Raw genomic sequence first — 18564 nt, 5'->3', positions numbered from 1 at the left:
GGTCTCTGCTGTGCGTCCTACTCCCTGCCCGGCTGCAGCACAAGCTCTAAACCTCTTGAATGGTCCAGTTTTCGCAATTTCTAAATTATCTAAAATTTAACTGGATAAAGATCTGATCTACTGGTATCGTCGTTTACACACCTGAACTGCGTACACATTTTCTCAGATAACAATTGTTTCCTCTTCCTCATTTCACCCGCCATTCCCTGTTCTTTCATACGACATTTTTGAAAATCAGATACTGACCATACAAACAATAACCAGACTGCAAAGGGCCACCAGCTGATGTTACTCACAAACTGGTTACAGTCTTTCGTTCACCGTTATACCCCCAATCGCACATCTCAACGATCGAAACGTCTTCGCCATCGCCCTGAATCACAGCGAATCAGGCATCTCAAATCAAGGTCAGTTAAATCCATTGAGCAACTCGAGGATCGAACGCTGCTGACATCGTTGCTCACGATCGACGATGTTTCGATTGTCGAAGGAGACAGTGGCACTTCGACGGCCTCCATCACCGTTACTCGTACTGGAAGCAGCGCAGGCGATCTCAATCACCTGGCCCTGGTCAGTTTCACAACGCAAGACGGGACTGCCACTGCCGCAGAGGGAGACTATATCGCCAGCAGCGGAACGCTGGCATTCACGGCGGATCCAACAGAACTGACACAGACACAGGTCATTACCGTTCAGATCAACGGCGATACACTGACGGAAACAGATGAAACCTTCCAGCTCTTATTGACGGGCAGCAGTTCTGCTTTAACGACCATTGCAGATAACAGAGGACTGATCACAATCTCCAACAATGATTCCACATCTCTCAGCATCAGCGACGCATCCGCACCCGAAAATGAGACATTGACCTTCAATGTCTCCCTGAGCGAAGTCGCCGGTTCGGACATCACCTTTCGCGTCAATACCCAGACTGGTACCGCAGACCACAGTGACTATACGTTTCTGAGCGATCAGCTGGTAACGATCAAAGCCGGCGATTTATCGACAGACGTCACGGTCTACGTGCATGATGATGCCAACCAGGAATCAGATGAAGCATTTTCTGTACTGATCAGCGATCCCCGGATTGGAGGAGGCACTCCTTCCGGCTCGGTGTTGATTTCTGACTATTATGCAACGGGAACGATTGTAAATGACGACCATCTGGCTGGATCGGTCTTTATTCTCGATGATCACTATATAAGTGAAGGAGATAACGGTTCCAGGAATCTGGTACTTCGAGTCGGCCGGACAGGCGGGAGTGCGGGAGATTTAAATTTTGCGACCACAGTGGATATTTCTACAATTAATGGTACCGCTACTGCAGGAGAAGATTATTCATCTGTAAACTCGACAGTGAGTTTCTCCGCCAGTGCGACCTCGACCTTACAGTATAAAAGCGTATTTATTCCGATTCATGGCGATCTGTTTAAGGAAGCCACCGAAACCTTCAAGGTTCGTCTGAGTAATCCGACTGGTGGCAGTGTCCTGAAAGGAAATTTAGCGACACTCGAAGCGACGGTCTCGATCCAGAATGATGATACTGCACTCTCCTTCCAGAACGAACTGTTTGCAGATGAGGAATATGCTAATTTCACTTATGACGAGTTTGGCAGTGCCATTGCCATGGATGGCGATGTCATGGTCGTGGGAGTTCCTAAGAACTCCGCCCACGCAGATCGCTCAGGGGCCGTCTATGTCTACCGACGGAATCAACAGGGAACACCCGCAGACGAAACTGATGATACCTGGGAACTGGAAACCACTCTGTTCTCAGACTCTATAGTGACCGATTCCTACCAGGGGACGGAATTTGGATATTCAGTCGATATCGAAGACGACACAATTGTAGTCGGCTCACAAAGAGAAGGAGGCAAAGGGGCCGCTTATGTCTTCACACGTGTGGGTTCCGACTGGAAGACCCAGCCCCCCCTGGTCGAGAAATTCGATGTGTCTGGCACTTACAGCACCTACCTGTTTGGTGTCTCCGTCTCAGTGTCTCAGGACACGATTGTCGTGGGAGCCCGGTCCGACAACTCAGGCATTTCTTCGGGAGGGGCCGCCTACATTTTTGAAAAGAGCGGCGTCGACTGGTCCGCTCCAGTAATCACTCAATTGCTGCCGGCAGATCCCACATCGAATAAATATTATGGTGCGTCAGTTTCCGTTGAGGGTGAGCTCCTGGTGGTTGGAGCTTTAAATGATACCCACTCCTCAGGCACATACAGCGGTTCGGCGTATATCTACACCAGAAACGGTAGCGACTGGCATACCATCGCTCCGACTGAAACCAAGATTACAGCCTCCGATGGCTCTGCTTACGCCTATTATGGTAGTTCCGTATCAACCAACGGAACTGAAATCGCAATTGCAGCTCGCAGTGCCCGGCATACAGATGGTACCGGTACCGTCTATCTCTATCAGAAAAACGGCACAGACTGGTCAACCATTGCTCCCGATGAATACAAATTCACGAATCAGGAGGAAGGGAATTTCTTTGGGACATCCCTCCTGCTGCGAGACGATCAACTGGTAGTGGGTGAATCTGGTGCCGCTTACGTATACAACAAAAGTGGCGCCACCTGGGATCCGGGCACCGTGGATGAATCGGTACTGACAAAATCGACATCGGAATATTCAAATTTTGGTAAATCGGTTGCCAGCTCTGGCACTACCGTTGCCGCAGGTGCGCCAACGCTCAGCCTGGATGGAAACAACAGTGGCGAAGTCTTTGTGTTTCAGGAAGACAGTCCCGGGACATGGAATATTACCAGTGAACTTAACCAGATCGATACAGACACCGCACACAATGTAGGCGATGAATTTGGAAAGATCATCTCCATGGACGATCAGTACATGCTGATCGTCGCCCCTGGTACGGATTCGACTCTAGCACCGGCAGGCGTATTATATGTTTATGCGAAAAACGACCAGGGTACCACGTCTGTAGTGGATGACACCTGGGACTACGAAACGTCTTTCACGGCTCCCGATGCAGTCAATACAGTCAGTTTTGCAGACTCTGTCGCGATTGATGGATCAACGTTTCTGGTCAGCGCTACCCTCACAGGGGGAATTGCTGAAGTTTACATTTACGAAAGAAATGGAAGCGACTGGACAACCGTTGCACCCACAGTAACTCCCCTGCTGACTCATGTCAGCAGAACGCTCAATGGCCAGACTGCCGTCGCGATCGAAGAGCAAACCATCGTGATCGGCAACCAGGATGCCACGGGGAATGCAACTCAGTCTGGTGCCGTTTACGTGTATGAACAAAATGGCTCAGACTGGTCGACCGTTGCTCCAACAGAGACCATTCTGACTGCTTCCGATGGTACAACGGGAGACGCGTTCGGCAGCGCAGTTGATATCCAGGGAGACAGGATCATTGTCGGGGCACCTGAAGCCGACAACCGAGGAGCCGCCTATCTTTTCCAGCGGGGAACCACCGGCTGGAGTTCTGCGATTGAGACTAGACTGACCGGTTCGAGACTACAGACGGGTGACAAATTTGGAACGATCGTCCTCATCGATCAAGGTACTGTTGCCATCACAGCGCCCGAATACGATGGATCCACTTCTAACGAAGGAGCTGTATATCTATACGACAGTCGCAATGGGTGGGATAACCTCACGGAAACGTTTTTATCGTCTACCGATGGAAACAGTTACAATTACTTTGGAACCAGTATCGACCTGGACAACAATACTCTCATCGTCGGCACCGACAGATACAGCGCTTACCTCTATGAAAATCTCTCGGGCTGGGACCCTCTGAACGTATCAAAGTTGTACTACGATTCTTCTTCAGAATTATACAATCTCGGACTGGGTGAAGTCGTCGCTCTGAATAGTTACAGTCTGGCAGTCGCTAACCTGTATAATGAGAGTACTACGATCAGCTCAGTCTACAGCTACAATCAGCAGACCCCCACGTTCAGCATCGATGATGCCAGCATTACTGAAAATGATAACGGCACTCAGACTTTGAATCTCACGGTTTCCGTCACCGACATTCCGGACGGACTGTACAACCAGCCGATCTCGGTTGATTTCAGCACGGTAGACGGTTCCGCGACTACAGCAGACAACGATTATCAGCCTTTGACAGGCACGCTGTATTTCGATGAAGACTCCCCCCTGGCCACCCAGTCGCAGACGATCTCAATTCTGATCAACGGAGATACCAAAGTCGAACTGGCGGAAACATTCGCTGTGACACTGTCAAATCCTTCGGTCGCTTCAGATCTCTCCCAGGGAACTGCAACTGTCACAATCAACGATAACGACACCGTCAACCTTTCGATTTCTGATGTCGTTGTCAATGAAGCCGATGGCACTGCCACGGTCACAGTCACTCTCGATCAACCAGTTCCAGGAAATCTGAGCATCGACTATGCCACCAGTCAGGGAACGGCCATCGCCGGTACCGACTATTCCGCCACCAGTGGCACCCTGAGTTTTTCTGCAGGCCAGCAGTCTCAGACCATCACGGTTGATATTATTGAGGACGCTCTGGCTGAGCTGGAGGATTCATTCGATATCATTCTCAGCAATCTACAAAGCACCGGTTTTAATGCGAGCCTGCTGGACAACACCGGTACGGTCACGATTCAGGATAACGATCGGCTCTACAACTTCGAGTTCAAGTCGAAATTCCAGGCACAAGGTACCATCTCCGATGGAGATCACCTGGGAAATGATATGGCCATCGACGGTGACACGATGATTGTCGGTGCGCCTTTCTGGGAAGATGTCACTAACCAGGGCGCCGCCTTTATTTATGTCCGCAATCGGCAGGGAACCCATGACGACCTGTCTGACGACACCTGGGAGTACCAGGCCACGCTGCTCGCTCCCGACCCCGCCTTTCTCGCCCGTTTTGGTTTTACAGTGGCGATCAGCGGCGACACGGCCGTAGTAGGAGCAATTTCAGGAGATGACGGCGTCATTGGCAGCGGTTCCGTCTATGTCTTCACTCGTTCGGGTACGAACTGGACCCTGCAGCAGGAATTGACGGCCTCCGATGCCGTTTCCAATGATTCATTTAGTGAAAAACTGGCAATTGACGGAGACACCATTGTTGTGGGAACCGTACGCAACAATTCCTACACTGGAGCCGCCTATGTCTTCCAGCGTGACAACGGAGTCTGGTCGGAAGTCACCAAACTGACGGCCTCCGATGCCGTCACGGGCCAGCAGTTTGGTAATGCCATCGAAATTGAAGGATCCACGCTTGTCATTGGCGCCTACCGGGACTCGGAATACCTCTCTCAGAGTGGTGCGGTCTACATCTTCCAGAAGTTTGGCGGAAACTGGGTCGAGACCCAGAAGCTGAAAAGCTCTCAAATCGTCCCCAATGGATTTTTTGGCAGTTCGTTATCGCTCGAAGGTGAGAACCTCGTGGTCGGTAACCCCGCCACATTCGTGACGGCACCTTACAGTGGTAAGGCATACCTGTTTACCCTGGATACAGACACCGGAATCTGGAGCGAAACACAGACCTTGACTCCAGACGATGGCAATGCGAATGCTTACTTTGGATACCGGGTAGAAATCAAAAATAACCTGCTCGTAATCAGCTCACTGCGAGATGCCGATACCGCCACCAACAACGGTAAAGTTTATACGTTTGTAAAACAGGGAGCCACCTGGGTTCAGTCCCAGAAATTCATCTCCCCTGATGCCGCCGACGATGATTACTTTGGAAAGGCCTTCGCCGTCACAGATGGTGCTTTGCTCGTCAGTGCCTACTATGATGATGAAGGGGCAGATAATACCGGATCCATCTATTATTACGCTCCCCAGGCCCCCGCCATCACTGTCAGTGATGCTGTAATTACGGAAGGCGATAACGGTTCGCGTTTTGTTTCATTGGAAGTCACCCGGACCGCTGTCACTGCGGGAGACCTCCTGCTCCCGGCAACGGTGGACTTTACCACAACCGATGGAACCGCAACCGCGGCCGGAAATGATTACCTGGCCAGTTCCGGCACCCTTACCTTCAATGGGGATCCTACGGTCCTCACACAGACAAAAATCATCACTATCGAAATTCCGGGCGACAGAATTGTCGAGCTCGACGCAGAATTTTCTGTCACTCTTTCCAACCTCACCGGTTACGGTCGCCTTGATGACGATACTGCGCAGATCACGATTGAGGACAATGACCAGGCCACGATCTCAATCAATGATGTCATCGTTAATGAAGCGGCTGGAAAGGCACGCTTAACAGTGGTTCTCGATGCGCTTGTCAGCACAACTGTCACCCTCGATTACACTACAGTTGACCAGAGTGCCACCGCGACGAATGATTATCTCAGCCAGACCGGCAGTCTGACTTTCACCCCGGGTGAGCTGTCACAAATCATCGAAATTGATCTGGTCGACAGCACCCCGGTAGAGCTGCCGGAAACGTTCCTCGTCCAGTTAAGTAATCTGCAGGCGGGCGGACTTGATGTTTTCCTGCCAGACGATCTGGCTACGGTCACCATCAAAGATGACGACATCGGAGACTATGAACTGAAATCCCAAATTTATTCCATCGGATCACGACATCCTGATGACCATTTTGGTTTCAGTCTCGCCGTAGATGGTGACACGCTGATTTCCAGTGCACCGGGCTGGGATGCGACCTATTCCGACCAGGGAGGCGCCTTTATCTATGTCAGAAATGATCAGGGAACTCCCGAGTACACGGGCGATGACACCTGGGAGTATCAGGCGACGCTACTCGCACCGGATGCCGACAATAACACTTCAGACCGCTTTGGACACGTGGTGGCCATCAGTGGTGATACCGCTGTAGTAGCAGCCCTCTATGGCGATGAAACCGCAGAGAACGCAGGCTCCGTTTTCGTATTCACCCGCTCGAATGGAATCTGGTCATTCCAGCAGGAACTGCACGTAGCAGATACGATCGGCAACGGCTATTTCGGCGATGTGGTTGCCATCGAGAACGACACCATCGTAGTTGGCGCCAGATCTACCGATGTTTATACCGGCTCTGCATACGTCTTCAAACGTGAAAACAACGTCTGGACGCAAACCGCAAAACTGGTCGCAAACGACGCTGCTCCTGTCGCCAACTTTGGCAGTTCAGTCGATATTGAAAATTCGACAATTGTCATCGGTGCCCGTTTAGACTCGGAAACGGAATACCGCAGTGGTGCCGTTTATATTTTTAATGAACAGGATGGAAACTGGACACAGACTCAGAAACTGAAAGACCCCACTCCTGTCGATCAGGGAACCTTTGGTACCTCGGTCAGCCTGGAAGGAGATCTGCTGCTGGTTGGTGCGATCTCCATACCGGGTCAGCCGGCAAGCGCCGGCAAGGCCATTCTATTTCAACTCGATCACAACAGCGGTTTATGGAACCCGATCCAGACTTTGACGGCTTCTGATGCCGCCGCGGATTCATTATTCGGCGTGAGTGTAAAAATCCAGGATCACCAGATCTTTATCAGTAGCTCCAGCGATCCAACCGGAGTTCTCTACAACGGAGCCGCCTACCTGTTCCAACAAGAGAATCAGACCTGGGTTGAACAACAGAAATTCAGTGATCCGTCTCCCACGACCGGAATTAATTTTGGTCGTAACCTCGCCGTCTCGAATGACACAATCTTGATTGCAGCCAAGTATGACGATGATTATTCGCCCAATGCAGGTTCAATCTATGTCTATGGGTTGCCTCAGAATCCAACCATTTCCATTGAAGACGCCAGCGTCACTGAAACGGACAATGGTTCCCACATGGTCACTCTCACTGTGACCCGCACAGCCACGAAACCCGGTGATCTGGTCTATGGTGCGACCGTTGACTTCCGCACAATCGATGGCCTCGCAACCATCGTGGGAGGCGATTACGAAAACACCACCGGCACGATCACCTTTGCAAGCGAACCGACGGCAACCAGCCAGACACAGACCATATCAATCCGCGTCTTTGGTGATTTGCTTGTCGAAGCAGACGAAACCTTCGGAATCGAGTTGTTCAACGTCACGGGACACGCCCGGATCTCTGATGCAGAAGCGACCATCACCATTCAGGATGACGATCAGGCTGCGCTGACCATTGACGACATTTCCATTAATGAAAACGCTGGAACCGCAACGCTGACGGTCTCGCTCGACCAACCCGTTGATACAGCGATCAGTGTCGATTACGCGACCGCAGATCTGTCTGCAGTCAGTCCCGATGACTATACCGCGACCTCAGGCACTCTGACATTCAACCCCGGTGTATTGTCCCGGGAAATCATCGTTTCCATCATCGACACCGATCTGGTGGAACTGGACGAGAAACTGCTGGTCAATCTATCCGGATTACAGACTAATGGACGCGATGTCGTCATCGCTGACAGCCAGGGCGAGATCACGATTCAAGATGACGATCAGGCTGGTTTTCAAGTCACTGATTTAGCGGTTGACGAAAATGTGGGAACCGCGTTTGTCGTCATCACGCTCGATAAACCCATCGACACTGCGATCGACGTGACCTATATCACAATGGAAATCAATACCACTGAAGGGCTCGACTACGTTTACGCCAACGGTTCCATCACCTTTAATCCCGGTGAACTGTCGAAAACGGTCCCAGTCTCAATCATCGACTCCGCACTCGTCGAGGCGGACGAACGCTTTAGCTTCTCCATCGGTGTACAGGACAAGAAAGGGCGAGATATCATTATCAGCGATGGTTATGCTGAAATCACAATCCACGATGATGACCAGGCCCGTTTTTCCATCAACGACATTTCCGTTGATGAGGATGCGGGGACCGCCACACTGACCGTGACACTTGATGAACAAGTCTCGGGTACCGTCCAGGTAGATTACTATACCACCAGCCAGTCTGCGAGCAGCCCGACTGATTTTCAGTCATCCTCCGGCACCCTGAGCTTCAGTTCGGGAGTATCCACCCAGACCATTTCCATTCCCATTATCGATTCGGATCTGGTCGAACTCGATGAAAGTTTCCTGGTCAGCCTGACCAACATTCGGCCTGCGTATAATATCATTTTCACGGATTCCCAGGGCCAGGTCACCATCCAGGATGATGATCAGGCCGCGATCACGATCAATGACATCTCAGTAGATGAAGATGCCGGTACCGCCATCCTGATCGTCTCACTCGATCAACCCGTGGATACTGCCATCAGCGTCGATTACGCAACCGCAGATCTGTCTGCCATCAGCCCCGATGACTATACCGCGACCTCAGGCACACTGACTTTCAATCCGGAAGAACAGTTAAAGATCATTACAATTCCGATCACCGATACAGATCTCGTTGAAGGCAGCGAAAGCTTGCTTGTCAATCTTTCCAACCTGCAGGCCGTGGGTCGCAATGTGATTCTCTCCGACACCCAGGGGTCAGTTACGATTACAGACGATGACCAGGCCGGCATCTCAATCGCTGACATCAGCGTCGATGAGAACGCAGGGATCGCCACCTTGACCGTCTCGCTGGATCACCCCGTCGATACTGTTATCAGCCTTGATTATAATACCGCCGCACAAAGTGCCGCCCTCAACGATGACTTCCTGGGAACCTCGGGGACACTGACCTTTAACCCGGGTGAACAGACCAGAGAGATCCAGGTAGCCATCGTCGATTCTGCTCTGGTAGAGGGTGATGAGTCGTTCCTGGTCGGCCTTTCCGGGCTGCAGGTCAATGGTCGCAATGTCATAATTTCTCGAAATCAGGCAGTGGTCACCATTCAGGACGATGATCAGGCCGCATTGTCGATCAACAATGCCATTGTAGATGAAGATGCAGGGACCGCCACACTCACGGTTTCGCTTGATCAGCCTGTGGCAACCACGGTTACCGTCAACTACACAACCGTCAACGCGTCAGCCCACAGCCCGGACGACTTCCATGCAAAATCAGGTATACTGACTTTCAATCCAGGCGATCTATCAAAAACCATTACGGTCTCGATCATCGATTCGGAACTCGTGGAGTTAGACGAATTTCTGCTGGTCAATCTCAGCAACATCCAGGCTGGTACAGCGGATGTCGTCTTTTCTGACTCTCAAGGACAGATCATCACGATTCAGGACGACGATCAGGCGAACATCTCCATCAATGATGTCTCAGTTAACGAGGACGCCAATACCGCAACCCTGACCGTTACTCTCGACGTTGCCGTTGATACCGCCATCAGTGTCAACTATAGCACTGCAGATCAGACGGCGCTGGAATCCCAGGACTATCAGCCCACCTCCGGCATGCTGACTTTCAATTCCGGAGAACTGTCTAAATCCATTACGATCCCGATTGTCGATTCGAATCTGGTCGAAATCGATGAAAAGTTGCTGGTCAATCTTTCCGGTCTGCAGGCTTTTGGACGAAATGTCGTCATTTCAGACAGCCAGGGCGAGATCACCATCGAGGACGATGACCAGGCGGCGATCACAATCGATGATGTGACAGTAGACGAAGACGCCGGTACCGCCACGCTCACCGTCTCGCTCGACAATCCCATCGACTCGACCATAACCGTCGATTACACCACGGTGGATCAGACCGCGGTCAGCCCGGATGATTATACAACCGCCGCAGGTACCCTGACCTTTAACCCGGGAGTGCAGTCCCAGTCCATTACGGTTTCCATTATCGATACAGATCTCGTGGAACTCAATGAGAGTCTGCTGGTGAATCTTTCCGGATTACAGGCAAATGGACGCGATGTCGTCATCACTGACAGCCAGGGAGAAATCACAATCCAGGATGACGATCAGGCACGCATTCTGCTCAATGATCTGACTGTTAATGAAGATGTCGGTAATGCACAGGTCATTGTGACACTCGATCAACCCGTAGATACCAGTGTCACTGTCAATTATTCCCTGTATGACAGATCGACGAATGACAGCGATGATTTCATCGGCCAGTTCACCGTCAACACGATCACCTTCAACCCGGGTGAAGTACAAAAGACCATTTCCATCCCCATCGTCGATTCCGCTAATGTGGAGACGACGGAATCCTTCTATCTGATCTTAAGTGGTCTGGAAGCCAGTGGTCGAGATGTCCTGATCCCTGAAGATACGATCGAAGTCACCATCCTCGACGATGACCAGGCACGGATCTCGATCAATGACGTCACTGTAGATGAAGACGCTGGCACCGCTATGCTTACCGTCACCCTCGACCAACTGGTGGATGGGCAGATCAGTATTGATTATACAACATCGGACCAGACGGCCGGCAGTCCTGAAGATTACCAGGCGACATCCGGCACGCTGATTATCAATTCGCGTGATCTGTCGGGAACCTTCACTATTCCCATCATTGATTCTGACCTGGTGGAAATAGATGAAAACTTCCTGGTCACCCTGTCAAACATACAGGCCCCTAATTTGAACGTTGTGTTTGACGATGCTCAGGGCCAGATCACCATTCAGGATGATGATCAGGCATCGCTTACGATCGACGATGTTACGGTAGACGAAGATGCCGGCTCCGCCACACTCACCGTCTCTCTCGACAAAGAGGTCGACACCGCGATCAGCGTAAATTATGCAACCGTCGATCAGACCGCTGTCAGTTCGGAGGACTACCAGACCCGTTCAGGTACGCTCACCTTTAATCCGGGACAATCAACGAGAACGATCACCGTCCCCCTGATCTATGCTGGTCTGCTCGAACCCGAGGAAACGTTTGTCGTCAACCTGACCAATCTGCAAAATCAGGGACGCAATGTCATCATAGGCGACAGTCAGGGGGTTGTAACAATTATCAATCATCCTCCTGATTCTGTATTCAGTATCACGGGAGATCAGTTATTCTTCGAAGGAGATTCAGGGACCCGCAACGTCCGCTTCGTGATCACCCGGACCGGCAGCATAGCCGGTGACCTGAATTTTGCGTCTTCGGTCAGCTTTACCACCGCCGATGGCACAGCGACTGCCGGCGAAGATTACACTCCCAAAACCTATACCTTTAATTTTTCAGCCAGTCCGACCGCCTTGGAGCAGACCGCTTCAACCCTGGTTTCCGTGAACGCGGACACAATTAAAGAACTGTCAGAAACCATCCTGGGACGTTTGACCAATCCGACAGGTGGCAGCACTCTGGCTGGTGACGTTGCTGTTCTGGATGGCACAGCGGTACTCATCAACGATGATTCCGATTTCAGCTTCAACCAGGATTTCCTCACTCCCCCCGATTTCAGCAATCATACACGTGACCGCCTGGGAGATGATGCCATCGCCATTGATGGAGATGTAATGGTCGTGGGATCGTCACTGAACTCAGCAAGCGGTGAAGACAACGGTGCGGTCTATATCTATATCAGAAACGAGCAGGGCACACCGGCAGACCAGAGCGATGACACGTGGGAATACGAGACCAGCATACTTCCCGACATGTCACAGCTCACGAATTACTCGGTTGGGGCACGCTTCGGAACCTCCGTCGCCATCGACGGTGACACGATCGTGATTGGTGCCCGGCAGGCCAGTTTCAATAATTATCACACGGGAGCGGTTTTCGTTTATACGAGAGTTGGTTCTGACTGGAAAACCGCAGCGCCAGAAATGGAAATTCTGGCAGACCCGATCAATACTAATGCCGTTTACTTTGGAGATGCCGTCTCGATTTACGAAAACACAATCGTTGTCGGCGTTCCGGGAGACAGCTCCGGTGCTTCCAGTGGTGGCGCCGCTTATATTTACGAAAAGAACGGCAGTAACTGGTCGACGGCAGATGTCCGCAAGCTGATTCCCTCTGATTCGGCTGCCAATACGGATTTTGGAGTCGCAGTTTCCATTTATGACGACCTGATTGTTGTAGGTGATTCCCGTAATGGGGCCAATGGTACCAACTCAGGTGCCGCCTACGTCTATACCAGAAGCGGGGACAACTGGATCGACAGTCCTCCGATTGAAGTAAAACTGACCGCCTCTGATGCCAGCAGCAACACATATTTTGGAGGCTCAGTCAGTACCAATGGTTCTGAAATCGTAGTTGGCTCACATCAGGCTCACGAATTTGGCACCGGTACCGGCGCCGCCTATCTCTATTCCCGTAATGGAGCCGACTGGAATAGCCTTCCACCCGACGAAATCAAACTCACAGGCTCAGCCGCTTATGATTATTTCGGGACTTCGGTCTCTCTCTCCGATCAGCAACTGGTTGTCGGCTCTCCCGGCGCCGGTGATGCAGGTTCTATCTTCATTTATTCCAAAGGTGGCGCCGACTGGGACACCAGCACCATGACCGTGACGATGGAATCCATCAACTCTACAGAGTCGCTCAGTTTTGGAGATACGGTGGCGATCTCTGGTAGTACAATTGCGGCGGGAGTTCCAGGAATCAGTCGGGATGGGATAGAAAGTGGTGCCGTATTTGTTTACCAGTCGTCCGCCCCTGACACCTGGACGCTGGCAAGTGAACTCAGTCCTACCGACTCCCAGACCGCACACAATGTTGGCGATTTCTTCGGAGAATCGATTGTGACTTCAGATCAATACATGTTGATCTCGGCACCACGTTCCGATTCCCCCCTCTCTCCCGAGGGAGTGGTCTTCCTCTATACCCGGAACGACGCAGGAACTCCTGCGGATAAAAACGATGATTTCTGGGAATACACCACGGCATTGACCGCACCAGATCCTGAGCAGACTCGTCTCTTCGGCGAAACCTTCGCCATCGATGGCAGTACAATTCTCATTAATGCCATTATGGATGACTCCACAGCAGAGGTTTACATTTATGAAATGAATGGCTCTGACTGGACTACCACCGCCCCGACAGTCACTCCCCTGTTATCACGACTGTCGCGTTCGATTCCCCAGGACTCAATTACGGCCAACACGGCATTAGCGATCCAGGGCGATACCATCGTGGTCAGTGGTACTGTGGCAAACGGGAACGCCCCCTCCTCCGGAGCGGTTTATGTCTACACGAGAAACGGATCTGACTGGTCCACTTCCCTGCCCACAGAATCGATTCTGGCAGCTTCTGACGGAAGTGCGCAAGACCATTTTGGCTATTCCATCGACCTGGATGGTGACAAACTGGTCGTCGGTGCTGAAGCGAAACAAAATCGGGGTGGGGCCTATCTCTATGAAAAGGGCGTCACCGGTTGGGATTCGGCAATAGAAACCATCCTCGACGCCTCTGACCTGCAAACCGGAGATCGCTACGGCTCCTCCGTTGCCATCGATGGAAATACGATTGCCGTCTCTGCGCCTTACCATTCTGGAGCAAACGAAAAATCAGGAGCCGTATACCTGTTTGATGGCAGTGGTGGCTGGACTAATCCATCAGAAATCAAATTGACACAAGCTGATCAGAACAGTTATTTCCTGTTCGGTTCCAGTCTCGCTCTGGATGGCAATCTGCTTGCCGTAGGAACGAATAAGACTTCAGTGTTCCTCTTCGATGGTTCTGCCGGCTGGGATCTCTATCATGAAACCAAACTCAGCTATCCCGCCTCCTCTGATCTGCTCGGGCTTGGATTTGGTGCTACCGTTGCGTTGAATAACAACAATCTTGTAGTAGCAGCTCTGTATAATGAATACGACAACAGAGGGAACGTATTCAGCTTCAATCGACAGGTCCCGACCTTCTCGATCGACAATGCAACCATCACCGAGAATGACAACGGTACTCAGACACTCCAACTCACCGTCACTGCCACCGGTATCATCCCGGGCCTGCACGCCGACCCTATTTCGCTCGACATCGACACCCTCTCCGGATCTGCTCTGGCAGGCTCCGACTTCCTGGCATATTCTGGCACTATCCTGTTTGATAATAACGCGGCCTCAAGCACACAAACAAAAACCATCTCGATTGACATCATCGGTGATACCAATGTCGAGGCCACGGAAACCTTTTCGGTTGTAATTTCGAACCCCTCCGTCGAAGCCAGCCTCATCCAGGATACTGGTACAGTTACGATTGCTGATAATGATGTCGCTACATTCCAGATTTCAAACCGGACCGTCAACGAAAACAATGGCACAGTGGTCATCCCCGTGATTCTTGATAAATCGGTTCAGACGACCATCACGGTCAACTACACAACAGTCAGTCAGACTGCCGACAGCCCCGACGATTATCTCACCACTTTCGGCACCTTGACCTTTAATCCTGGTGAGCAACTCAAGAATATCAGCATTCCGCTGGTCGATAACGGAGTGGTTGAAGTAGATGAAGAATTTCTGGTAACCCTGTCGGGAATCCAATCCAATGGACACCAGGTCGTCTTCACCGATGATCAGGCTCTGGTCACGATCCAGGATGATGACCAGGCCGCCATTTCCATTAACGATACCAGCATCGATGAAGATGCGGGCACCGTCACGCTCACCGTCTCGATGGATCACCCCGTCGATACGACTGTGATCATTGACTATGAGACTTCCAACCAGACAGCCGTTGCTCCCGAAGATTACCAGAACACCAGCGGTACGCTGACATTCAATCCGGGAGAACAAAGCAAGACAATTACCATTCCCATCGTCGATTCAGACCGCGTCGAACTCGATGAAACCTTCCTGGTCACGCTCTCTGCACTCCAGGCAAGCGGACGGAATGTCATCATCTCTGACTCCCAGGCACAGGTCACCATTCGGGACGATGACCAGGCGGCCATCACCATCGATGATGTCACCATTGCTGAAGACGCCGGCACCGCCATCCTCACCGTCTCCATGGACCAACCCGTCGACACTGCAGTAACCGTCGATTATGCCACCTCGGACCAGACAGCTGGTGCCCCCGACGATTATCAGACCACCACCGGAACACTGACATTCAATCCGGGAGAACAGAGCAAGACGATTACCATTCCCATCGTCGATTCAGACCGCGTCGAACTCGATGAAACTTTCCTGGTCACGCTCTCTGCGCTTCAGGCAAGCGGACGTGACGTCAGCATCACCGATTCGCAGGCCCAGGTCACCATTCAGGACAACGACCAGGCGGCTATGACCATCGATGATGTCACTGTCGACGAAGATGCGGGCACTGTCACTCTCGCCGTCTCGTTGGATCAGCCAGTTGACACCAATGTGTATATCGATTATGCAACTTCCGACCTGACTGCAGGAGCCCCTGACGATTACCAGAGCGTCTCGGGCACACTCACCTTCAATCCGGGAGAACAGATTAAGACGATTACGATACCCATTATCGATTCAAACACAATTGAGCTGAATGAATACTTCCTGGTCTCTCTCTCAGCTCTTCAGGCCGGCGGACGTGATGTCATCATCACGGACTCCCTGGCTCAGGTCACCATTCAGGACGACGATCAAGCCGCTATCACCATCGATGATGTCACCATTGCTGAAGACGCCGGCACTGTTACCCTCACCGTTTCGATGGATCAACCGGTCGACACCACTGTAACCGTCAATTATGCCACGTCCGACCAGAGCGCCGGTGCTCCCGATGATTATCAAACCACCACCGGCACACTCACCTTCAATCCGGGTGAGCTCAGCAAGACGATTACCATCCCCATTATCGACTCTAACATCATCGAGCTGGATGAAACCTTCCTGGTCTCACTCTCAGGTCTCCAGGCGGGCGGACGCGATGTGATTATCACTGATTCGCAGGCCCAGGTCACCATTCAGGACGACGACCAGGCAGCCATCTCCATCAATGATTTGACCGTCGACGAAGACGCTGGTACTGCCACCCTTACCGTCTCAATCGATCAACCCATCGACACCACTGTAACTGTGGATTATACAACTTCCGACCAGAGTGCCGGTGCTCCCGATGATTATCAAAGCACCGCAGGCACACTGACCTTCAATCCGGGAGAGCTAAGTCAGACAATCACCATCCCCATCGTCGATTCAAACCTCGTCGAACTCGATGAAACCTTCCTGGTTACTCTCTCTGCACTTCAGGCAAGTGGACGTGACGTCAGCATCTCTGACTCCGAGGCGCAGGTCACCATTCAGGACGACGACCAGGCCGCCATGACCATCGATGATGTGACAGTAGACGAAGATGCAGGCACCGCCACCCTCACCGTCTCCCTCGACCAACCAGTCGACACCACTGTGACCGTCAATTATGCCACGTCCGACCAGACAGCTGGTGCCCCCGACGATTACCAGAACACCACCGGCACGCTCACTTTCAATCCGGGTGAGCTCAGCAAAACAATTACGATCCCCATCGTCGATTCCCCATTGATCGAAGCACATGAAACATTGCTCGTCAATCTCTCTGGAATGCAGTCGGCTGGTCGGAATGTCATCCTGACGGATAGCCAGGGTCAGGTCACCATCAGGGATGATGACCGCGTGACTGCAGAGCTGCACCTGCGAATTGTGAGTCAGCCATCGAATACGACGAGCGCAGGAGAGGTGTTGACTCTTCCCGCAGGTCGGGATTGGGTTGATGAATGGTCTACCTACTGGGTTGAAATCTGGGTCGATGCACTCAACCCAACCTCCCAGGGCATCTTCTCCACCAGTCTGGATTTCAGCTATCAGACACAATACACTTCCGCGAGTGAAATTGAATTTGGAGGAGCCTTTACTCAAAACCAGACGGGACTGATCGATGACGCAAGTGGTATTATCAGTAACCTTCACGCGGAAACCACCGAGACACAACGAGGGTCGGACAGGTATCTGCTCTTCGCACGTATCAAGTTCGAACCCGCAGGCGAGGACCAGGTATTACTCGACCTGGAAAACAAGAGTATCGGACCGTATGATCTGGAATTCGAAATCAATACACCACAGGTGACGTTAGTAGATGATATCGCTCTCGACACGGTTCCCGCAGCATTCGCTGGAACAGAAATCTGGGCAAACCCCTACGATCTGAATGACGATAATCGAATTAACTTCCGCGACCTGCTGCTGTTTGCCAGCGTCTACAATTCAATCCCCAGTCAATCTGACTCAGACTACGCCTGGTTTGCAGACCTGAACCAGAATGATCGTGTCGAATTCAAAGACTTACTCCTCTTTGCTTCGAATTACAATAAAACCAGGGAAGGCAGAGATCAGGTCAACTATGCTTCAAGCTATCCCGAGGTCTGGAATAATCTTCTGACGGTCGAGTCCCAGGCTGAACCCCCGTTGATCGTCGAGCCTCTCAAACAGACGACTGCTCAGAGTATGCTCGACAGTGCAGTCGAAGACGTCAGTTCTCAGGTTTCACCAGTCGAAAGTCAGAAACTGGAATCGATCAATATTCAGGTAACCGACCTGGCCGGCGACACCTTGGGACGAGCTGCTGGTAACACCATCTATATCGACAGCAATGCCGCCGGGTATGGCTGGTTCATTGATGCGACTCCCACCAGTCACGACGAGTTCACTGAATCCTCTGACCTGACACTGATCGCCCTGCCGGACAGCGATGCCGCCGAGAGAGTTGATCTCTGGTCGGTGATCATGCACGAACTGGGGCACCTGTTGGGTTACGATCACGAAGAAAGTGGATGGATGGAAGACAGCCTGGTTCCCGGAGTCCGCAAGTTACCGGCCTGGGAAACCGAAGCCGATCAGTTCTTTACCGATCTAAGCGACGACATGAGCATTATCCTCTGATCAACTGAA

General features: G+C 51.8%; 1 protein-coding gene. It reads left to right on the top strand.

Going from position 1 to position 18564, the window contains the following annotated elements:
• The first annotated feature begins 285 nt into the window (after positions 1 to 285).
• Positions 286 to 18555, top strand: coding sequence for a Calx-beta domain-containing protein (locus HG66A1_RS08825; protein WP_145182255.1), 18270 nt, complete (start codon positions 286 to 288; stop codon positions 18553 to 18555).
• The last annotated feature ends 9 nt before the right edge of the window (positions 18556 to 18564 follow it).

This window comes from Gimesia chilikensis (assembly GCF_007744075.1).
GTDB lineage: Bacteria > Planctomycetota > Planctomycetia > Planctomycetales > Planctomycetaceae > Gimesia > Gimesia chilikensis_A.
The sequence above is the reverse complement of the archived record's forward strand: the minus strand, read 5'-3'. Positions and strand labels throughout refer to the sequence as shown.

Coding starts and splice junctions, on each gene's coding strand:
- HG66A1_RS08825 (WP_145182255.1), top strand. CDS start 286: ATGTTACTCACAAACTGGTTACAGTCTTTCGTTCACCGTTATACCCCC.